This window comes from Streptomyces sp. URMC 124 (assembly GCF_051386455.1).
GTDB lineage: Bacteria > Actinomycetota > Actinomycetes > Streptomycetales > Streptomycetaceae > Streptomyces.
The window spans coordinates 1-23,316 of sequence record NZ_JBPQTS010000050.1; the positions used below are offsets into that span (position 1 = coordinate 1).

The following is a 23,316-nucleotide window of genomic DNA, read 5'->3' on the forward strand; positions in this document are numbered from 1 at the left end:
CTCCCGTACCACCACACCCACCCCCAACCTCCCCGTACCACGAACGACCCGGAAGGCCGGCATGTCAGAGGTGACCAGCGACGCAGGACGGTTCCTGGAGCTCACGCGAGCCCAGGAGGGAGTGCTGGCGGCACAGCGGATCGACCCGGACAACCCCGGCTACAACGTCGGCCAGTACGTGGAACTCCGGGGCGCGGTCGACACCGCCGCCCTGGAGGAGGCCTTGCGTCTGACCCTCGCCGAGGCCGACGGCCTGCACATCCGCCTCGCCGAGCGCGACGGCCGCACCGTCGCGCTCCCGGTGCCCTTCGACGCCGCCGCCTGGCATCTGCCCCGCCTCGACACCACCGGCGCGGCCTCCCCGGTCGAGGCGGCCGTGGAGCTCGTGCGCGACCAGCTCGCCTGCCCGCCGCGCCTGGAGCCGGCCGACGATTGCGCGGCGGCTCCGGCTCTGACCGGATCGCTGCTGGTGACCGTCGCCCCCGACCACCACCTGTGGTTCCAGTACTTCCACCACCTCGTCGTCGACGGCTACAGCGTCGCCCTGTTCACCCGGCGCGTCGCCGCCGTCTACACCGCGCTCGTCCGCGGCGAGGACGTGCCCGTCTCCCCGTTCGAACCGGTGGCCCTGCTGGCCGCCGCCGACGCCGCCTACCTCGCCTCCGGCAAGCCAGCCGCCGACCGCGCCTACTGGACCGCCCGGCACGCCGGGCGCCCCCGCGTCACCGGCCTGACCGAGCAGACCGCGCAGGCCTCCCGGACGTCCCTGCGGTACCGCACCGGCCTCGGGGCCGAGCGGTCCGCCGCCGTCCTGGACTGCGCGGCCGCCGTCCGCGGCACCTGGGCGGAGGCCGCCACCGCCGCCGTCGCCGCCTACCTGCACCGGATGACCGGCACCACCGACGCCGTCCTCGGCATGCACTTCATGGCCCGCAGCGCGCCGGGCACCATGCGGGTGCCGGGCATGGCCGTCAACGTGCTGCCCGTCCGCCTCGCCGTCGAGGGCTCCGACACCCTCCCGGACCTGATCCGGCGCGCCGCGGGCGAACTCAAGGACGCCCGCCGCCACCAGCACTACCGCGGCGAGGACATCCGGCGCGACCTCGGCCTCGTCGGCAGCGACGAGCGCCTGCACGGGCCGATGCTCAACCTCAAGCCCTTCGACCTCGACCTGGACTTCGCCGGCGTCCCCGGACACACCGTCAACCTCGCCTCCGGGCCCGTCGAGGACCTGTCGGTGTCGGTCAGCAAGAGCCCCGACGACGTCCTCCACCTGGAGTTCGACGCCAACCCCGCGCTCTACGACGCCGCCGCCCTCGCCGCGCACGCCGAGCGCTGCACCGACCTCATGGGACGCCTCGCCGCCGACCCCTCCCTCACCCTCGCCCGGGCCCGGCTCCTCGCCGACGGCGAGTACGAGGACGTCCTGCACACCTGGAACGCCACCCGCCGCGCCGTCCCCCCGGCCACGCTGCCCTCGCTCATCGCCGGGCGGGCCGCCGCCACCCCCGGAGCCACCGCCGTCGTCTTCGAGGACGAGGAGCTCGGCTACGGCGAACTCGACGCGAGGGCCGACGCCCTGGCCCGTACGCTCACCGCCGCCGGCGCGGGCCGCGGCACCGTCGTCGCCGTGGCCGTGCCGCGCTCGGCCGAGCTGATGGTCGCCCTCCTCGGCGTCCTGAAGTCCGGCGCCGCCTACCTGCCGCTGGACACCGACTACCCCGCCGAGCGGCTCGCCGCGATGGTCGAGGACGCGGGCCCGGTCCGCGTCGTCACCGTCCCCGCCGTCCTCGACCGCCTCCCGCGGGCCGCCTGCGAGGCCGCACTGCTGCTGGGCGACACCTCCGACGACGCGGCCGAGGGCGCCACCGGCGCCGGCGTCACGGCCCCCGGCACCGGCACCGGCACCGGCACCGGCGTCACCGCCCCCGGGCCGGACGACGCCGCCTACGTCATCTACACCTCCGGCTCCACCGGCCGCCCCAAGGGCGTCGTCGTCACCCACCGCGCCATCGTCAACCGGCTCGCCTGGATGCAGCACGCCTACCGGCTGCGCCGCGACGACCGCGTCCTGCAGAAGACCCCCGCCAGCTTCGACGTCTCCGTCTGGGAGTTCTTCTGGGCCCTGTGCGAGGGCGCCACCGTCGTTCTCGCCCGCCCCGAAGGCCACAAGGACCCCGCCTACCTGGCCCGGCTCATCGCCGACCGGCACGTCACCACCCTGCACTTCGTCCCGTCGATGCTCCGCGCCTTCCTGGAGGAGCCCGCCGCGGCCGCGGCCTGCGGGGGGCTGCGGCGGGTCTTCTGCTCCGGCGAGGCGCTGCCCGGCGACGTCGTCGACCGCTGGTACGCCGCGCTGCCCGACGTGCCCCTGCACAACCTCTACGGCCCCACCGAGGCCGCCGTCGACGTCACCTACCACCGCACCGAGGCCCGTTCCGGCGTCGTGCCCATCGGCCGGCCGGTGTGGAACACGCGCCTGTACGTCCTGGACGCGGCGCTGCGGCCGGTGCCGGTCGGCGTCCCCGGCGAGCTGTACCTGGCAGGCGACCAGCTCGCCCGCGGCTACCTCGGCCGGCCCGGGCTGACCGCCTCCCGCTTCGTCGCCGACCCCTATGGCAGCGGCGGCGAGCGCATGTACCGCACCGGCGACCTCGTCCGGTGGGCGCCCGGCGGCGTCGTCGAATACCTCGGCCGCACCGACGACCAGGTCAAGGTCCGCGGCTTCCGTATCGAACTCGGCGAGATCGAGGCGGCCCTGGAGGCGCTGCCCGGCGTCGCCCAGGCCGCCGTCACCGCCCGCGAACCGGCGTCCGGCGGCGCGCGCCGCCTCGTCGGCTACGCGGTCCCCGCCGCGGGGGCCGCCCTCGACCCGGAGATCCTGAGGACGGGCCTGGCCACCACGCTGCCCGAGCACATGGTGCCCCCCGTGGTGATGCTCCTGGACTCCCTCCCCCTGAGCCTCAACGGCAAGCTCGACCGCAAGGCCCTGCCGGAGCCCGCCCCCGCCTCGGCGGCGGCTGCGCGCCCGCCGCGCACCGAGGCCGAGCGGGTGATCGCCGGGCTCGTCGCCGAGATCCTCGGCCTGGACGCCGTCGGCGCCGACGACAACTTCTTCTCCCTCGGCGGCGACAGCATCTCCGCCATCCAACTGGGCAGCCGCGCCCGCCGGGCGGGCTGGGGCCTTACTCCCCGCGTGGTCTTCGAGCGCAAGACGGTCGCCGCGGTGGCGGCCGTCGCCGAGCGGCTCGACGGCGCCGCCACCCCCGCCGACCTGCGCGAGGACGCGACCGGCCCGATGCCGCCGACCCCCATCACGGAGTGGCTGCGCGCCCGCGGCGGACCGATCCGCCGCTTCGCCCAGACGACGGTCGTCACGGTCCCGGCCGACCTCGACCCGCAGCGCCTCGCCACGGCCCTCAACGCCCTGACGCAGCGCCACGACGCCCTGCGGCTGCGGCTGGTACCGGGCGGCGCCGAGGGAGCCGAAGGAACGGGCGCGGCCCGGGCCGACCGCCGCCACGCCTCGTCGGCCTTCACCGACGGAGAAGCAACACCCGCCGCAGGGAACCGCGACTCCGGCGGCTACGGCGGCGTCGACGGAGGCCCCTCGGCCGGTGCTGAGGGGGCCGCCGACGCTTTGGGCAGCGCCGCCCGCAGCCGCCCCACCGCCGTGCCGCTGCCGGCACCGGCGCTGCCGGGTGCTGCCCGTGACCTGGGCTCCGCCGGCATGGGCAGCGGGGGCTCCGGTGGCTACGGCGGTATCGACGGGGGTTCCCCGGCCGGTGCCGAGGGGGTCGGCGGTGGCTGTGATGTCCGTGGCTCCGGCTCGCCGGTCGCCGAGGGCGAGGCCGGGTCGGCCGCCGGTGCCTTCGGCAGCGTCTCCCGCCGCCGCTCCGGCGCCGGGCCGCAGCCGGGCGCGGCCCGTGGCCGCGACTCCGGCGGCTACGGCGGCGTCGACGGAGGCCCCTCGGCCGGTGCTGAGGGGGCCAACGGTGTCTTCGGCAGCCCCTCCGCCGCCGTGCCGCCGCCGGGCGCGGCCCGCGGCTTCGGCTCCTGTGGTCATGGCGGAACGGCCGGCGTCCCCGGCGCCGGGGACTGGGGCACCGAGATCCTGCCCCACGGCTCGCTCCCCGATGTCGTTCTCCACCGTGTCGATCTCGCCGGCACGCCCGCCGACGGCATCGACGACGCCCTGCGCCGGGAGCGGGACGCCGCCGCCGACCGGCTCGACCCGGCCGCCGGGGTCGTCCTCGCCGCCACCTGGTGCGACCTGGGGCCGGACGGGCCCGGGCGGCTCGTGCTCGCCGTGCATCACCTCGCCGTGGACGGCGTCTCGTGGCGCATCCTGCTGCCCGACCTGCGCGACGCCTACGAAGGGCGCGAACCGGCCCCCGCGAGCACCCCGCTGCGCCGCTGGGCCCGCGGCCTGAACGCCGCCGCCACCAGTGACGCCGTCCGCGCCCAGCTGCCGCTGTGGCAGGAGATCCTCGCTCCGGGCGCCGGGCCCCTGCTCGGGCGGCGGGCCGTCGACCCGGCCCGGGACACCGTCGGCACCGGCCGCACCCTCCGCCTCACCCTCCCCGCCGAGCGCACCGCGCCGCTCCTCGACCGCGTGCCCGCCACCCGCCGCGCGGGCGTCGACCACGTACTGCTCACCGGACTGGCCCTCGCGTTCGCCGGCCGGCAGCGCGACCTGCTGATCCGCCTGGAGGGCCACGGCCGCCAGGACCACCTCGTGCCCGGCGCGGACACCGCCCGTACCGTCGGCTGGCTCACCAGCGAGTTCCCCGTGCGCCTGAGCCTCGACGGCATCGACCTCGCCGACGCCGCCGCGGGCGGCGAGGCCGCAGGACGGGCCCTGGCCCTGGTCAAGGAGCAGCTGCGCGCGCTGCCCGACGACGGCACCGGCTACGGCCTGCTGCGCCACCTCGACCCCGCCGCGCGCACCGCGCTCGCCGCGTACCCCGCCCCGCAGCTGCTCTTCAACTACCTCGGCCGGTTCACCGCCGACGACACCCCCTGGAGCCCCGCGGGCGACGCGTTCGCCGCGAGCGCCGACCCCGCCCTGCCCGCCCTCCACGCCCTGGAGATCGGCGCGTTCGTCCACGACCGGCCCGCGGGCCCCGAGCTGACCGCCGTCCTGACCTGGCCCGAGGGCGTGCTCACCGAGGACGCCGTACGCGATGTCGCCGACCGCTGGTTCCGCGCCCTGGACGCCCTGACCGCCTACGCCGCCCGCCCCGGCGCCGGCGGGCTCACCCCCTCCGACGTGCCGCTCGCCGGCATCGGCCAGGACGCCCTCGACCGCGTCCTGGCCGCCCGCCCCGGCACCGAGGACGTCCTGCCGCTCTCCCCGCTCCAGGACGGGCTCCTCTTCCACTCCCTCTACGAGACCGCCGCCGACGACCTGTACACCTCGGTCACCGGCCTGGACCTCACCGGCCCGCTGGACGAGACCGCCCTGCGGCGCGCCGTCGACGCCGTCGTGGCGCGCCACCCGGCCCTGCGCGCCGGCTTCGACCACACCAGCGCCGACCGCCCGCTGCAGACCGTCGCCGCGCAGGCCGCCGTCCCGTGGACCGTGCACGACCTCACCGGCACCCCGGCCGACGCCCTCGCCGCCGCCGTGGACGCCGTCGAGACCACCGAGGCCACCGCGCCCTTCGACCTCACCCGGCCGCCCCTGCTGCGCTGCGCCCTGCTGCGCACGGGCGACGAGCGCCACCGCCTCGTCCTGACCCGCCACCACATCGTGATGGACGGCTGGTCCACGCCCGTCATGCTGCGCGAGATCATCAGCGCCTACGCCGCGGGCGGCGACGCCTCCGCCCTGCCGCCCGCCGCCTCCTACGCCGACCACCTCGCCTGGCTGGCGGAGCAGGACGACGCGGCGCACGCCGACGCCTGGGCCGAGGCCCTGGACGGCCTGACCGCGCCCACCCTGCTCGCCGAAACCCTCGCCTCCGAGGCCGGCGGGGAGCCCGGCGCCCGCGCCGGCGAGGTGGACCTGCCGCTTCCCGCGGAGACGGCCACCGCGCTGACCGCGCTCGCCCGCAGCCACGGCCTGACCCTCAACACCCTCGTACAAGGCGCCTGGGCCGTCCTGCTGAGCCGCCTCACCGGCCGCACGGACGTCGTCTTCGGCGCGACCGTCTCCGGCCGCCCCGCCGACGTGCCCGGCGTCGAGTCGATCGTCGGCCTGTTCAGCAACACCGTCCCTGTCCGCTTCGCCCTGGACGAGGACGAGACCGTCGCCGCCGCGCTCGCCCGCCTCCAGGAGCAGCAGTCGCGCCTGCTCGACCACCAGTACGCGGGCCTCGCCGGAATCCAGGCGCGGGCCGGGCTCGGCACGCTCTTCGACACCCTGCTCGTCTTCGAGAACTACCCCGTCGACCCCGACGAGCTCACCGCCGCCGACCCGGCGGGCCGCCCGGGCCGCCTGCGCGTCACCGGCATCGGCAACCGCGGCGCCACCCACTACCCGCTGACCGTCCTCACCCTCCCCGGCGACGCGCCGCGCATCACCGTCGAGTACCGACCCGACGCCTTCACCGCCGACCGGGCCGCCGACCTCGGACGGCGCCTGCTGCGCCTGCTCGCCGCCATGGCGGAGCACCCAGGGGCCACCGTCGGCTCCCTCGACGTCCTCGCCCCGGACGAGCGCCGCACCCTCCTGCGGGCCTGGAACGCCACCGCCCGCGACGTGCCCGAGGGCACCGTCGTCGACGCCTTCGAGGCTCAGGCGGCCGCGACCCCCGGCGAGACCGCCGTCGTCTGCGGCGACGAGCGCCGTACGTACGCCGAACTCGACGCCCGCGCCGACGCGTTCGCCCGCTGCCTCGCCGCCCTCGGCGCGGGCCCGGACACCGTCGTGGCCCTGGCCCTGCCCCGCTCGGCGGAGCTCGTCGCCGCCGTCCTCGGCACGCTCAAGTCCGGCGCCGCCTACCTGCCCGTGGACCTGGACCACCCGGCCGAGCGCGTCGCCCTGATGCTGGAGGACGCCGCCCCCCTCGCGGTCCTGACCACCCGTCCGACCGCCGGGCGCCTGCCCGCCCTGACGGGGGACGGCTTCACGACGCTGTACGCGGAGGACGTCACGGAGAACGCCGCGGCGTCAGCAACCCCCCGGCGGCCCGCCCCCGGCGACCTCGCCTACGTCATCCACACCTCCGGCTCCACCGGCCGCCCCAAGGGCGTCCAGGTGCCGCACCGTGGCCTGGTCAACATGCTCGACCACCACCGCTCCACCGTCTTCGCCCGCGCCGTCGAGGCCGCCGGAGGACGCCGCCTGCGCGCCGCGCACACGGCCTCGTTCTCCTTCGACTCCTCCTGGGAGCAGCTGCTCTGGCTCATCTGCGGCCACGAACTGCACGTCTACGACGAGGAGCTGCGCCGCGACCCGCAGGCCCTGGCCGCCCGGCTGCGCGCCGACCGCATCGACACCCTCGACGTCACCCCGTCCTTCGGCCGCCAGCTCGTCGAATGGGGCCTGCTCGACGGCGAGGGCGAGGGCGAGGGCGAGGGCGAGGGCGACGGCGACGGCCACCGCCCCGTCCTCTTCCTCCTCGGCGGCGAAGCCGTCGACGAAGCCCTGTGGACCCGCATCCGCAAGACGCCGGGCGTCATCGGCCACAACTTCTACGGCCCCACCGAGTACACCGTCGACACGCTCGGCGCCGCACTGGACGACAGCCCCACCCCTTTCGTGGGCCGGCCCATCGCCAACACCCGCGTCTACGTCCTCGACGCCCGTCTGCGGCCCGTCCCGGCCGGCGTCCCCGGCGAGCTGTACATCGCCGGCCCCGGCCTGGCCCGCGGTTACGGCAACCGGCCCGCGCTGACCGCCTCCCGGTTCGTCGCCGATCCGTTCACCGGCAGCGGCGAGCGCATGTACCGCACCGGCGACGTCGTCCGGTGGCGCGCGGACGGCACCCTGGACTACCTCGGCCGCGACGACGACCAGGTCAAGATCCGCGGCTTCCGCGTGGAGACCGGCGAGGTCGAAGCGGCCCTGAACGACCTGGAGGGCGTCGCCCGAGCGGCCGTGCTGGCCCGGGCGGCCGACGGCGGCGTCAAGCGCCTCGTCGCCTACGCCGTCCCCGCGCCCGGCGCCTCCGCGGACCCCGCCGCGCTGCGGAGCGCGCTCGCCGCGCGCCTGCCCGCATACATGGTCCCGTCGGCCGTCGTCGTCCTCGACGGCCTCCCCCTCAACGTCAACGGCAAGCTCGACCGCCGGGCCCTGCCCGAGCCCGGCGCCGCCGACTTCGCCGGGGCCGGCACCGGCGGGCGCGCCCCGCGCGACGAGCGCGAGGCCCTGGTGTGCGGCGCGTTCGCGAGCGTCCTCGGACTGCCCTCCGTCGGCGCCGACGACGACTTCTTCGCCCTCGGCGGCCACTCGCTGCTCGCCACCCGGCTCGTCGGCCGCATCCGCACCGCCCTGCAGCGCCGCACCACCGTCCGCGACCTGTTCGAGGCGCGGACGCCCGCGGCCCTCGCCCGCCGCCTCGACGCCGGCGGCGCCGACCGGCCGGGCCCCGCCGCCCGGCCCCGCCCGCAGGAGGTGCCCCTGTCACCCGCCCAGGCCCGCCTGTGGTTCCTCCACCAGCTCCAGGGCCCGGGCACCGCCTACACCATCCCCTGCTCGCTGCGCATCGACGGCGCCCTCGACACCGGTGCCCTGCGCGCCGCCTTCGCCGACGTCGTCGCCCGCCACGAGGCGCTGCGCACCGCCTTCCCCGCAACCGACGGCCGCCCCCGGCAGAAGGTGCTGACGCCCGAGGAGGCCGGCGTCCCGTTCGAGGTGCGCGAAGTGGCCCCGGAGCGGCTGGAGGAGGCCGTCGCCGAGGCAGGCGCCCGCACCTTCGACCTCGCCGCCGCACCGCCCGTCCACGCCACCCTGCTGACCTCCGGTGCCTCCACCCACGTCCTGTGCGTGGCCCTGCACCACATCGTCGGCGACGAGTGGTCCGAAGGGGTGCTGCTGCGCGACCTCGACACCGCCTACGCCGCCCGCCGCCGGGGAACCGCCCCCGAGTGGCCGCCACTGCCGGTGCAGTTCGCCGACCACACCCTCTGGCATCAGGAGCTGCTGGCAGACCCCGCCGGCGCCCGCCGCCTCACCGCGTACTGGACCGAGCGCCTCGCCGGGCTGCCCGACGAGCCGGCCCTGCCCACCGACCGCCCGCGCCCGGCCGAGCCGAGCGGACGCGGCGGCGCCGTCCGGCTGCGCCTGCCCGACGCCCTGCACCGGGCGCTGCGCGACTACGCGCACCGCACCGGAGTCACCCCGTTCATGGTCACCCAGGCGGCCGGAGCGCTCCTGCTGGGCGCCCTCGCCGGCAGCACCGACGTCGCCCTCGGCACCCCCGTCGCCGGGCGCGCCGACGAGGCCGTGGAGAACGTCGTCGGCTTCTTCGTCAACACCCTGGTCGTACGCCACGACCTGAGCGCCCCCGAAGGCGCCGCCGCGCTCACCTTCGACCAGCTGGTGGAGCGGGCCCGCGAGAGCGTGCTCGGCGCGCTCGCCCACCAGGACCTGCCCTTCGACCGCCTGGTCGAGATCGTCAGCCCCGAGCGCTCACTGGGCCGCCACCCGCTGTTCCAGGTGATGGTCCAGCACCGCAAGGAGGCCGCGGGCTTGGACGCCCTGCTGGGCGCCCGCACCGAGCTGCTGCCCGACCCGCTGCACGCCGCCCGCTTCGACCTGGCGTTCACCTTCGTCGAGTCCGCCGACGGCGCGCACACCGACCTCACCGTCATCCACGCCGCGGACCTGTACGACCGCGGCACCGCCGAGTTGCTCGCCGACCGGCTGCTGCACGTGCTGGACCAGGCCCTCGCCGCGCCCGGCCGGAGCGTGGACCGCGTCGAGCTGATGAGCCCGGGCGAGAGCCGGGCCCTGGCGGGGGAGTGGAACGCCACCGCGCGCGAGGTGCCCGCCGGCACGCTCGTCACCCGCTTCGCCGCGCACCTGGCCGCCACGCCGGACGCCACCGCCGTCGTCTACGCCGGCCGCACCCTGACCTACCGTCAGCTCGACGAGCGGGCAGGTGTCCTGGCCGCCGAACTGGCCGCGGCCGGTGCCGGTCCCGACCGGATCGTCGCCGTGGCCGTGCCGCGGTCGGCCGAGCTGATGGTGTCGCTGCTGGCCGTGCTGAAGTCCGGCGCCGCCTACCTGCCGCTGGACCTCGACTACCCCGCCGAGCGCCTGACGACGATGGCCGAGGACGCCGCACCGGTGTGCGTGGTCACCGTCGAGGCCGAGCGCGGACGGCTCCCGCACCTGGACGGTGTGCCCGTCGTCCTCGCCGACGACCGCTCCCGTACGACCGCAGGCGCCGCACCGGCCTTCGTGCCCACGGCGGCCGGGCCGCGGCATGCCGCGTACGTCATCTACACCTCCGGCTCGACGGGCCGTCCCAAGGGTGTGGTGGTGACGCACGAGGCGATCGTCAACCGCCTGGACTGGATGCGTGAGGCGTACGGCATCGAGCCCGGGGACCGGATCCTGCAGAAGACCCCGGCGAGCTTCGACGTGTCGGTGTGGGAGTTCTTCCTGCCGCTGGTCAGCGGCGCGGCCGTAGTCCTCGCGCGGCCCGGCGGCCACCGCGAACCCGAGCATCTTGCCGAGGTGGCGGCGGCCTCCGGGATCACCACCGCGCACTTCGTCCCGTCGATGCTCGCCGCGTTCACTGCCGCCGCGGAGCAGGACGAGACGATCCGTGAGGGTTTCGCGGGGGTCCGCCGGGTCTTCTGCTCGGGTGAGGCTCTGCCTGCCGCGGCCGTGGATCGTTTCGCCGCGCTGTGGCCGCACATCGAGCTGCACAACCTGTACGGGCCCACCGAAGCCGCCGTCGACGTCACCCACCACCGGGCCGAAGCCGGTGCCGGCGTCGTGCCCATCGGGCGGCCGGTGTGGAACACCCGCCTGCACGTCCTGGACGCGGCCCTGCGCCCCGTCCCGGTGGGCGTGCCCGGCGAGCTGTACCTGGCGGGCGTCCAGCTGGCCCGCGGCTACCTCGGCCGGCCGGGGCTGACGGCGTCGCGCTTCGTGGCCGACCCTTCCGGCAGCGGCGAGCGCATGTATCGCACCGGCGACCTGGTGCGCCGCCGGGCCGACGGCGCCGTGGAGTACCTGGGCCGCACCGACGACCAGGTCAAGGTCCGCGGCTTCCGCATCGAACTCGGCGAGGTCGAAGCCGCCCTGAGCGCCCTGCCGGAGGTCGCCCAGGCAGCCGTCGCCGCCCGCCCCCTGGCCCCCGGCGGCACCCCGCAGCTCCTCGCGTACGCCGTGCCCGCACCGGGCGCCGCCCCCGAACCGCAGCAGCTGCGCGACGCCCTCGCCGGGCGGCTGCCCGAGCACATGGTGCCCGCCGCCGTCACCTTGCTGGACGCGCTGCCGCTGAGCGTCAACGGCAAGCTCGACCGCAAGGCACTGCCTCAGCCCGCCCGCACCACCACCCGCCCGGCCGCCGCGCCCGTGCGGCACACCGGCGGCCCGGCCGCCGCCATGGCCGAGGTGTTCGCCGGGATCCTGGGCCTGCCCGAGGTCGGCGAGGACGACAACTTCTTCGCCCTGGGCGGCGACAGCATCGTCTCCATCCAGCTCGTCAGCGCCGCCCGCAAGGCCGGCTTCGCCATCGCCGCCAAGGACGTCTTCCAGCACCCCACCCCGGCCGCCCTGGCCGCCGCGGGCCGCCCCGAGGACCGGGAACCGGCCGAAGCCCCGGCAGCGCCCGCGGCCGACCAGGACGGCGAACTGCCGCCCCTGCCCGTCGTCCACTGGCTGCGCGAACGCGGCGGCCCCATCGACCGGTTCAACCAGTCCGTCCTCCTCACCGTCCCCGCCGGGCTGCGGACCGGGCCGCTGCGCGAGGCGCTCGCCGACCTCGCCCGCAACCACCCCGCCCTGCGCCTGCGCCTGGACCGGGTCGGCGGCCTGTGGACCCAGGAGGTCCTGCCCGCCGCCCAGGCCCCCGCCGTCACCGATCCGGCGACACTGCGGCGCGCCGACATCACCGGCCTGGACGCGACCGCTCTGCACGACCTGCTCACCAAGGAGGCCGACGCCTCGGCCGCCGCCCTCGACCCGGACACCGGCATCGTGCTGCGCGCCCTGTGGTGCGACGCGGGCCCCGCGGCCGACGGACGGCTGCTCCTGACCGTCCACCACCTGGCCGTCGACGGCGTCTCCTGGCGCATCCTGCTCCCCGAGCTCGCCGACGCCTACGCCGCCCGCGCCGAGGGCCGCCCGCCCGCCCTCGAACCCGAGGCCACCGGGCCGCGCGCCTGGGCCGCACAGCTCCTGCAGCACGCCCACACCCGTAACCGCACGGCCGAAGCCGCCTACTGGCGCACTGCGCTGGCCGGGCCGCAGGCCCCGCTCTCCCGCACCGCCGCCGACCCGCGCCGCGACACCACGGCCGGCCTGCGCACCCTGCGCAGGACCCTGTCCGCCGAGCGCACCGGGCCGCTGCTGACCGCCGTGCCGCAGGCCTTCTCGGCCGGAGTGGACGACGTGCTCCTCGCCGCCCTCGCCCTGGCCGCCGCCGACTGGCGCCGCACCGGCAACCCCGCCCTGCCCGCCGCGTACACCGGCGCCCTGCAGATCGACCTGGAGGGCCACGGGCGCGGAGGCAGCGACACGGCGGGCCTCGCTCCGGACCTGTCGCGCACCGTCGGCTGGTTCACCACCGTCCACCCCGTCCGCCTGGACGTCAGCGCCGTCGACCTCGCCGACGCCCTGGCCGGCGGGCCGCAGGCCGGTGCCGCCCTCAAGCAGGTCAAGGAACAGCTGCGGGCGGTCCCCGACCGCGGCCTCGGGTACGGCCTCCTGCGCCACCTCAACGCCCAGACCGCCCCGGCCCTCGCCGCCCTCCCCGGCTCGCAGCTGCTGTTCAACTACCGCGGCCGCACCGACCGCCGGCCGGACGCGGCCGGCTCCCGCCACTGGTCCTTCGCCCCGGACGCCGAGCGGGCCGCCGTCGCCGAGGGCGCCGCCCCCGACGCGGCCATGCCCGCGCCCTACCCGCTGGAGATCGACGCCGTCGTCGTCTCCGGCCCCGACGGCCGACCCGAGCTGGCCGTCGAATGGAGCTGGCCGCAGGCCCTGTTCGCCGAGGAGCAGGTCGCCGCCCTCGCCACGCGCTGGTTCGACGCCCTCGACGCGCTCGCCCGGCACGCCGAAGGCCCCGGCGCGGGCGGCATCACGCCCTCCGACGTCCGCCTCGTCTCCCTCGACCAGGCCCGCATCGACCGCCTGGAATCCCGTCTGCGCAGGCGCCGATGACCGGCTCCCGCACCCCCGCACCGACCCCCGCCGACTCCCCGACCGAGAGCGCCACCATGACTGACCCCACCGACCTGACCCCGGCAGACGACCCCGGCGCCGGATCCGCGCTCGAGGACGTCTACCCCCTGTCCTCCCTCCAGGAGGGCCTGCTCTTCCACGCCGTCTACGACGACGGCGCGCGCGACGTCTACGTCGTCCAGTCCCACCTCGACCTCGCCGGCCCCCTCGCCACGGCCGACCTCGCCGCCGCCACCGACGCGCTGCTGCAGCGCCACGCCAACCTGCGGGCGGGCTTCTGGTACGACGACGGCGAGGACCCCGTCCAGTTCGTCCAGCGCCACGTCGGCACCCCGCTCCGCGAGCTCGACCTCACCGCGCTCGCCGGCGACCGGCCGGTCCAGGAGGAAGCGGTCCGCGCCGCCATGGAGCAGGACTGGAACCACCGCTTCGACCTCGCCGAGCCGCCGCTGCTGCGGCTGACCCTGCTGCGGCTCGGCGCGGACACCGCCCGGCTCGTCGTCACCTGCCACCACCTGCTCCTCGACGGCTGGTCCATGCCGATCCTCGTCCGCGAGCTGCTCACCCTCGTCGGCTCCCGCGGCGACCTCGCCGCCCTGCCGCCCGTACGCCCCTACCGCGACCACCTCGAACTCCTCGCGGGCCGCGACACCGACGCCGCCCGGCGCGCCTGGACCGCCGCCCTCGACGGCTTCACCGAGCCCCACCCGGTCGCGCCCGGCGCCGGCCTCGGCACCCCCGCCGAACCGGAGGACGTCGAGGCGGAGGCCGACCCGGACCTCACCGCCGCCCTCACCGTCGCCGCCCGCACCCGCGGCCTGACCCTCGGCAACGTCCTGCACACGCTGTGGGGCGTCCTCGTGGGCTCCCTCACCGGCGCCATGGACGTCGTCAGCGGCACCACCGTCTCCGGCCGCCCCGCGGACCTGCCCGGCGCCGACACGATGGTCGGCCTGTTCATCAACACCCTGCCGGTCCGCGTCCGCCTGGCTCCCGGCGCCACGCTCGCCGCCACGGCCGCCGCCGTCCAGGCCGAGCAGGCCGCCCTGATGGACCACCAGCACCTCGGTCTCGGTGGCATCCAGCGCCTGACCGCCGTCGAAGGCCCCCTCTTCGACACGCTGCTGGTCGTGGAGAACTACGCCGGCAGCGACGACGTCTCCGGCATCCTCGGCGCCGCCGCTGCCGCAGGAGGTCTTCAGGTCACCGGCCTCGGCGCCCGCGATGCCACCCACTACCCGCTGACCATGCGTGTCCTGCCCGGCGACACCCTGCGTCTGGAGCTCGGCTACCGCCCGGACGTCTTCGACCGCGCCGCCGCCGAGCGCATCACCGACCGCTTCCTGCACCTGCTCACCGTCTTCGCCGACGCCCCCGAGACGCCCTTGGCCCGGCTCGACCTGCTGCTCCCCGAAGAGCGCCGGGCGCTGGCGGGGGAGTGGAACGCCACGGACCGGGCGGTGCCCGGCGGCACGCTGGTCACGCGGTTCGCCGAGCGGCTGGCGGCGACCCCGGACGCGACCGCCGTGATCTACGCAGGCCGCGAGCTGACGTACAGGCAGCTCGACGAGCAGGCGGGCGCGCTGGCGGCCGAGCTGGCCGCGGCCGGTGCCGGGCCTGACCGGATCGTCGCGGTCGCCGTGCCGCGGTCGGCCGAGCTGATGGTGTCGCTGCTGGCCGTGCTGAAGTCCGGCGCCGCCTACCTGCCGCTGGACCTCGACCACCCCGCCGAGCGCCTCGCGGGAATGGTGGACGACGCCGCCCCCGTATGCGTGCTGACCGCCGGCTCCGAGCGCCCCCGGCTCTCCTGGCTGCAGGACGTGCCCGTCCTGCTCGCCGACGAACACCGCACCCCCGCACCGGCCTTCGCACCCGTTGCGGCGGGGCCGCAGCATGCCGCGTACGTCATCTACACCTCCGGCTCGACGGGCCGTCCCAAGGGTGTGGTGGTGACGCACGAGGCGATCGTCAACCGCCTGGACTGGATGCGCGAGGCGTACGGGATCGGTGCCGGGGACCGGATCCTGCAGAAGACCCCGGCGAGTTTCGACGTGTCGGTGTGGGAGTTCTTCCTGCCGCTGGTCAGTGGCGCTGCCGTGGTCCTCGCCCGGCCCGGTGGCCACCGCGAGCCGGACTACCTCGCCGCCCTGGCCGGGCGGGCCTCCGTCACGACCGCGCACTTCGTCCCGTCGATGCTCGCGGCCTTCACCGTGGCCGCGGAGCAGGACGAGGCGATCCGCAGCGCCTTCCGGCGCGTCCGCCGGGTCTTCTGCTCGGGTGAGGCCCTGCCTGCCGCGGCCGTGGACCGGTTCGCCGCGCTGTGGCCGCACATCGAGCTGCACAACCTGTACGGGCCCACCGAAGCCGCGGTCGACGTTACGTACCACCGCACGGAGCCCGGTTCCGGAGTCGTGCCCATCGGCCGGCCGGTGTGGAACACGCGCCTGCACGTCCTGGACGCGGCCCTGCGCCCCGTCCCGGTGGGCGTGCCCGGTGAGCTGTACCTGGCGGGCGTCCAGCTGGCCCGCGGCTACCTCGGCCGGCCCGGTCTGACCGCCTCGCGCTTCGTCGCCGACCCCTCCGGCAGCGGCGAGCGCATGTATCGCACCGGCGACCTGGTGCGCCGCCGGGCCGACGGCGCCGTCGAGTACCTGGGCCGCACCGACGACCAGGTCAAGGTCCGCGGCTTCCGCATCGAACTCGGCGAGATCGAGGCGGTCCTCGCCGCCCACCCGGCCGTCGCGCACACCGCCGTCCTCGTCCGCACCACCGCGGCCGGCGCCCAGCACGTCGTCGCCTACGTCGTCCCCGCCCCCGGCGCCGGCGCGGACCCCGACGCCCTGCGCGAGGCCTGCGCCGCCCGGCTGCCCGAGTACATGGTCCCGTCCGCCTTCGTGACCCTCGACGCGCTCCCCCTGAGCGTCAACGGCAAGATCGACCGCAAGGCGCTGCCCGACGACATCCCCGAGCGCACCGCGGCCGACAGCGACCGCGCACCTGCCACCGGGACCGAAGCCACGCTGTGCGCCCTCTTCGCCGAGGTCCTCGAACTCCCCGGCGCCGGCGTCCACGACGACTTCTTCCGCCTCGGCGGCGACAGCATCGTCTCCATCCGCCTCGTCGGGGCCGCCCGCGCCGCAGGGCTCACCCTCAGCCCGCGCGACGTCTTCGAAGCCCGCACCCCGGCCGGACTGGCCGAGCGAGCCGGGCACAGTACGCCCACCGGCGACACCACCACCCCGGCGGCCGCCCCCGAACTGCCCGCGCCCGGTGAGCAGGACCTCGCGGCCGTCCGCGCCGCCGCCCCCGGCGCCACCGACATCTGGCCGCTCTCCCCGCTCCAGCAGGGCCTGCTCTTCGAGGCTCTTTACGACGAGGACGCCCTCGACGTCTACACCTCCCGCGACGTCGTCACCCTGCGCCGCCCCGTCCCCGTGGAGACGCTGCGCACCGCGGTGACCGCCGTCCTCGACCGGCACCCCAACCTGCGCGCCGGATTCCTCCACGAGGGACTCGACCGGCCCGTCCAGTTCATCCCCGCCGGCACCACCGTCCCCGTCACCGAGACCGACCTGCGCGCCCTCGCCCCCGAGGCCGCCGGCGCCGAGCTGCGGCGACTGCAGGACGCCGAGGCCCGCACCCGCTTCGACCTCGCGGATCCGCCCCTGGTGCGCCTGTCCTCCGTCCTCACCCCCGACGGCCGCCAGCACGTCCTCGTCACCCACCACACCCTGCTGTGGGACGGCTGGTCCACCGGCCTGTTCCTGCAGGAGCTCCTGGCCTGCTGCCACGCCCTCGTCGCCACCGGCACCCTGCCGCAGCACGCTATGGACGGCGACCGGCCCCTGGCCTACCGCGACTTCCTCGCCTGGCTGCACACCCAGGACACCGCTGCAGGTGAAGACGCCTGGTGCGAAGCCCTGGCGGGCGTCGACGAGCCCACGCTCATCGCCCCGCAGGCCCGCGAGCGCGCCGCCCTGCTGCCCGAGGAGCACGTCACCGAGCTCACCGCCGGCCTCAGCTCCCGCATCACCGGCTACGCCCGGACCCACGGCCTGACCCTCAACACCGTCCTGTCGGGCGTCTGGAGCCTCCTCCTGGCCGGACTGACGGGACGTCAGGACGTGGTCTTCGGCACCACCGTCTCCGGCCGCCCGGCGGAGCTGACGGGCATCGACCGCACCATCGGCATGTTCCTCAACACCGTCCCGGTCCGCGCCCGCCTCGACCGCCACGAGACGGTCGCCGCCTACCTGGCCCGCCTCCAGGGCGAGCAGGCGGCCCTCCTGCCGCACCACCAGCTCAGCCTGGGCACCATCCAGCGCGCCGCCGGAACGGGCCGGCTCTTCGACACGCTCCAGGTGCTGCGCAACACCCCCGTCGACCAGGACGAGCGCGACCGCATCGGACAGGCCCTCGGCGTGGACGACGTCACCGACGTGGACGCCACCCACTTCCCGCTGATCTTCGCGGCCAACCCGGGCGAACGGCTCACCTTCGAGTGGAAGTTCCGCCCCGACGTCTTCACCCGCACGACGGTCGAGGAGCACGCCGAGCGCTTCCTCTCCCTCCTGGAACAGATCACCGCGGACCCCGGCGTCCTCGTCCGGCACCTCGACGTGCTGACGGACACGGAGCGCGGCGTGGTCCTGGGGGAGTGGGCCGCCACGGAGCGCGAGCTGCCGGACGCCTCCGTGGCGGACCTGCTGGCCGAGCGGGCGGCAGCCGTGCCGGACGCGGTGGCACTGGTGGCGGGCGAGCGCGTGTGGACGTTCGCCGAACTGAACGCGCGGGTGAATCGTTTCGCCCGGTTGCTGCTGGCGCGGGGTGCGGGTCCGGAGAGGGTGGTGGCTCTGGGTCTGCCGCGTTCGCTGGAGATGGTGGCGGCGCTGTTCGCGGTGCTGCGCGCCGGTGCCGCTTACCTGCCGCTGGAACTGGACTACCCGCTCGACCGCCTCGCGCACATGGTCGAGGAGACCGCACCCGTCGTCCTGCTCACGGACTCGTCCGTACGCGACCGCATGCCGGACGTGGCGGGGGTTCCACGGGTGGAGCTGGACGACCCTGCGGTCGTCGCCGAGCTGGCCGGTCTGCCGGACGGGCCGGTGGAGGCGCGGGTGGACCTGGATGCGGCCGCGTACATCATCTTCACGTCGGGTTCGACGGGCCGTCCCAAGGGTGTGGTCACGCCCTACCGCGGCCTGACCAACATGCAGCTCAACCACCGCGAGGCCATCTTCAACCCCGTGGTGGAGGCGGCCGGCGGCCGCTGCTTGCGCATCGCGCACACCGTGTCGTTCTCCTTCGACATGTCGTGGGAGGAGTTGCTGTGGCTCGTGGAAGGACATGAAGTCCATGTCCTGGACGAGTCCCTGCGCCGTGACGCCGAAGGACTGGCGGCCTACTGCGCCGAGCGGGCCGTCGACGTCATCAACGTCACGCCGTCCTACGCACAGGCGCTCATCGAATGCGGTCTGCTGGAGGAGGGCCGTCACCGTCCCGTCCTGGTCCTCCTCGGCGGCGAAGCGGTGCCGGAGTCGCTGTGGACCCGGCTGAAGGAGACGCCGGGCCTGATCGGCTACAACCTGTACGGTCCGACCGAGTACACGATCAATACGCTCGGCGGCGGCACGCTCGACAGCGACACCGCCACCGTCGGCCGTCCCATCCGGAACACCCAAGCCCGTGTGCTGGACGCGTGGCTGCGGCCCGTCCCGGTCGGCGTCCCGGGCGAGCTGTACGTGTCGGGCGTCGGCCTGGCCCGCGGCTATCTGAACCGCCCGGGCCTGTCGGCGAGCCGCTTCGTCGCGGACCCCTTCGGCGAGCCGGGCAGCCGGATGTACCGCACGGGTGACGTCGTGCGGTGGCGCCGCGACGGTCTGCTGGACTTCCTCGGGCGCGCCGACGACCAGGTCAAGATCCGCGGCTACCGCGTCGAGCCCGGCGAGATCGAGGACGCGCTGGCGCAGCTGCCCGCCGTGGCACAGGCCGCCGTGATGGTCCGCGAGGACAGCCCGGGCGTCAAGCGCCTGGCGGCCTACCTCGTGCCGGCGGCCGCGAGTGGCGTCGATGTCGCTGCTGTTCGCCGTTCGCTCGCTTCAAGCCTGCCCGAGTACATGGTTCCGTCCGCGTTCGTCGTCCTGGACGCGCTGCCGCTGACCGTCAACGGCAAGCTCGACCGCAAAGCCCTCCCCGCACCCGACCTCGGAGCCACGGGCACGGGCCGTGCTCCCGCCAACTCCCGGGAAGAGCAGCTGTGCGCCCTCTTCGGCGAGGTGCTCGGGACCGGGCCCGTCGGCCCGGACGACCACTTCCTCGACCTGGGCGGCCACTCCCTCCTGGCCACCCGCCTCGTCAGCCGGATCCGTACCGCCCTCGGCACCGACCTCGCCATCCGCGACCTCTTCGAGGCACCGACCCCGGCAGCGCTCGCCGAGCGCACCGCCGCGGAGACGGCCGGCCGGCCCGCGCTCGTACGCCGCGAGCGCCCGGCCGAGCTGCCCCTCTCGCACGCCCAGCGCCGCATGTGGTTCCTGCAGAAACTCGACGGCTCGGGCGCCACGTACAACGTCCCGCTCGTCGTCCGGGTGACCGGCGGGCTCGACACGGCCGCGCTGCGCCTCGCCGTGACCGACGTGACCGGCCGCCACGAGAGCCTGCGCACCGTCATCGGCGAGCACGAGGGCCGCCTCGTCCAGCGCATCCTCGACGCGCCCGAGCCCGCCGAGGCGCTGCACGTCACCGTCACCACGGAGGCGGCGCTGGAGGCGGACGTGGAGGCGGCCGTCCGGCACGGCTTCGACCTCTCCCGCGAACTGCCCCTGCGCGTCACCGTGCTGGAGATCGGCCCCCTGGACCACGTCCTGGTGCTGCTCTTCCACCACATCGCCGGCGACGAGTGGTCCATGCTGCCCTTCGTCGACGACCTCACCGAGGCGTACGCCGGCCGTGTCCGCAGTACTGCTCCCGCCTGGCAGCCGCTGCCGGTCCAGTACGCGGACTACGCGCTGTGGCAGCGCGACCTGCTGGGCGATCCCGCGGACGAGCAGAGCCTGCACAGCCGCGAGGCCGCGTACTGGAAGCAGGCACTCGCCGGGATCCCGGAAGAGCCGGCCCTGCCCACCGACCGGCCGCGCACCCCGGCCGCGCGCCTGCGCGGCGACACCGTACGCGCCCACGTGCCGCAGACCGTCTACCGCGGGCTGCGCGCCGCCGCCGCTGCCACCGGCACGACCACGTTCATGGTCCTGCAGGCGGCCGTCGCCACTCTGCTCCACCGGCTCGGCGCCGGCGACGACATCCCCCTCGGCGCCCCCGTCGCGGGCCGCTCGGATGCCGCGCTCGACGGACTCGTCGGCTTCTTCGTCAACACGCTCGTGCTGCGCAACGACCTGTCCGGCGACCCGACGTTCGCCGAGCTCCTCGGCCGCGTCCGTGAGCACGACCTGGCGGCCTTCGCCCACCAGGACCTGCCCTTCGACAGCCTGGTCGAGGCCGTCAACCCGCCGCGCGTCCCCGGCCGTCACCCGCTGTTCCAGGTGATGCTGGGCTACCGCAACAGCGACGGCGAGGCCCGCCGCCTGCTCGGACTGGAGAGCCGCATCCTCCCGTTCGAGCTGGGCTCCGTGAAGTTCGAGCTCGACTTCAACTTCGAGGAGACCCCGAGCACGGAGGAGATCGACATCGCCTTCGAGTACGCGGCCGACCTCTACGACCGCGCCACCGCCGAAGCCCTCGTCGAGCGGCTCCTGTCCCTCCTCGCCCAGGTGGCCGAGGACCCGGCCCGCCGCATCGGCGCCCTCGACGTCCTCACGCAGGGCGAGCGGGACGCGGTCCTGGGGGAGTGGGTTCGGACGGAGCACGAACTGCCGGACGCCTCGGTGGCGGACCTGCTCGCGGAGCAGGCGGCTCGCACGCCGCAGGCCCCCGCCCTGGTGGCGGGCGACCGGGTGTGGTCGTTCGCCGAACTGGACGCGCGGGTGAACCGTTTCGCCCGGTTGCTGCTGGCGCGGGGCGCGGGTCCGGAGCGGGTGGTGGCCCTGGGTCTGCCGCGTTCGCTGGAGATGGTGGCGGCGCTGTTCGCGGTGCTGCGCACCGGTGCCGCTTACCTGCCGCTGGAGCTGGACTACCCGCTCGACCGCCTCGCGCACATGGTCGAGGAGACGCAACCCGTCGTCTTGCTCACCGACTCCACGGCGCGCGACCGTATGCCGGACGTGGCGGGGGTTCCGCGGGTGGAGCTGGACGACCCTGCGGTCGTCGCCGAGTTGGCGGGTCTGCCGGACGGGCCGGTGGAGGCGCGGGTGGATCTGGATGCTGCCGCGTACGTCATCTTCACGTCGGGTTCGACGGGCCGCCCGAAGGGTGTGGTCACGCCCTACCGCGGCCTGACCAACATGCTCCTGAACCACCGCGAGGCCATCTTCCGCCCCGTCGTCGCCTCAGCCGACGGGCGACGACTGCGCATCGCGCACACCGTGTCGTTCTCCTTCGACATGTCGTGGGAGGAGTTGTTGTGGCTCGTGGAGGGACATGAGGTCCATGTCCTGGACGAGTCGCTGCGCCGTGACGCGGAAGGACTGGCGGCCTACTGCGCGGAGCAGGCGGTCGACGTCATCAACGTCACGCCGTCGTACGCGCAGGCGTTGGTGGAGTGCGGTCTGCTGGAGGAGGGCCGTCACCGTCCGGTGCTGGTCCTCCTCGGTGGCGAGGCGGTCCCCGAGTCGCTGTGGACGCGGCTGTGCGAGACGCCCGGCCTCATGGGCTACAACCTGTATGGTCCGACCGAGTACACGATCAACACGCTCGGCGGCGGCACCCTCGACAGCGACACCGCCACCGTCGGCCGCCCCATCCGGAATACGCGCGCCTACGTCCTGGACGCCGCGCTGCAGCCGGTGCCGGTGGGCGTCCCCGGTGAGCTGTACGTGTCCGGCGTCGGCCTGGCCCGCGGCTACCTCGACCGCCCGGGCCTGACCGCCGGCCGGTTCGTCGCCGACCCGTTCGGTGCGGCCTTCGGCGAGCCGGGCGCCCGCATGTACCGCACCGGTGACGTCGTGCGGTGGCGCCGCGACGGTCTGCTGGACTTCCTCGGCCGCGCCGACGACCAGGTTAAGATCCGCGGTTATCGTGTGGAGCCCGGCGAGATCGAGGACGCTCTGACCGGCCTGTCCTCGATCGCGCAGGCCGCGGTGGTCGTCCGCGAGGACACCCCGGGTGTCAAGCGCCTGGCGGCCTACCTCGTGCCGGCGGCCGCGAGTGGCGTCGATGTCGCTGCCGTTCGCCGTTCGCTCGCTTCAAGCTTGCCCGAGTACATGGTTCCGTCGGCGTTCGTCGTCCTGGACGCGCTGCCGCTGACCGTCAACGGCAAGCTCGACCGTAAGGCCCTCCCCGCACCCACCTCCGCCGACATGACCGCCGGGGGCGCGGGCCGGGCCCCGCGCGACGTGGCGGAGAAGACGCTGTGCGACGTTTTCGCCGACGTGCTCGGGCTGCCCGAGGTCACCGTCGACGACAGCTTCTTCGAACTCGGCGGCCACTCGCTGCTCGCGATGACGCTGCTGCACCGCATCCGCGAGGCGTTCGGCACCGGCGACGCCGGTCCGGGCATCGGCGACCTGCTGGCCGGGCCCACCGTCGCCGAACTCGCCGCCCGCTTCCGGGAGACCGCACCCGCGGCTTCCTGACCCCTCTCTTCCCTCTCACCTCACTGCACAAAGGAGCACATCACCATGAGCAACACCACCAACCCGTTCGAGGACAACGACGCCCGCTACCTCGTTCTCGTCAACGCCGAGAACCAGCACTCCCTGTGGCCCGCCTTCGCCGAGGTCCCCGACGGCTGGACCGCCGTCCACGGCGAGGACTCCCTGCAGGCCTGCACCGACTACGTCGACGCGCACTGGACCGACATGCGCCCGGCGAGCCTCGTCGCCCGGTCCTGACCGGCCCCTCCCGAACACCCGCCGCCGCGGGCGGACCGGGCACCCACCCGGTCCGCCCGC

The 23,316-nt window shown here is 75.4% G+C and carries 2 protein-coding genes and 1 pseudogene; all 3 read left to right on the plus strand.

Translation table 11 applies throughout. The annotated features are described in order from the left end of the window. Window positions 1–61 precede the first annotated feature (61 nt). The 3 genes and pseudogenes from ACSNOG_RS13395 to ACSNOG_RS13405 all read left to right on the plus strand — a co-directional run bounded on the left by ACSNOG_RS13395 (window position 62) and on the right by ACSNOG_RS13405 (window position 23,256). Window positions 62–13,291 (plus strand): amino acid adenylation domain-containing protein, encoded by a 13,230-nt coding sequence (locus ACSNOG_RS13395; RefSeq protein ID WP_436752849.1) that lies wholly within the window; start codon window positions 62–64, stop codon window positions 13,289–13,291. A gap of 56 nt (window positions 13,292–13,347) precedes the next feature. Beyond that, window positions 13,348–22,959 (plus strand): annotated as a pseudogene (locus ACSNOG_RS13400) (amino acid adenylation domain-containing protein); the annotation flags it as partial. An 84-nt stretch (window positions 22,960–23,043) separates the two neighbouring features. Next, window positions 23,044–23,256 (plus strand): MbtH family protein, encoded by a 213-nt coding sequence (locus tag ACSNOG_RS13405; RefSeq protein WP_436752850.1) that lies wholly within the window; start codon window positions 23,044–23,046, stop codon window positions 23,254–23,256. The last annotated feature ends 60 nt before the right edge of the window (window positions 23,257–23,316 follow it).

Bases quoted from the DNA above. Each gene is read 5' to 3' on its own strand.
- ACSNOG_RS13395 (WP_436752849.1), top strand. From the start codon at position 62: ATGTCAGAGGTGACCAGCGACGCAGGACGGTTCCTGGAGCTCACGCGA.
- ACSNOG_RS13405 (WP_436752850.1), top strand. From the start codon at position 23,044: ATGAGCAACACCACCAACCCGTTCGAGGACAACGACGCCCGCTACCTC.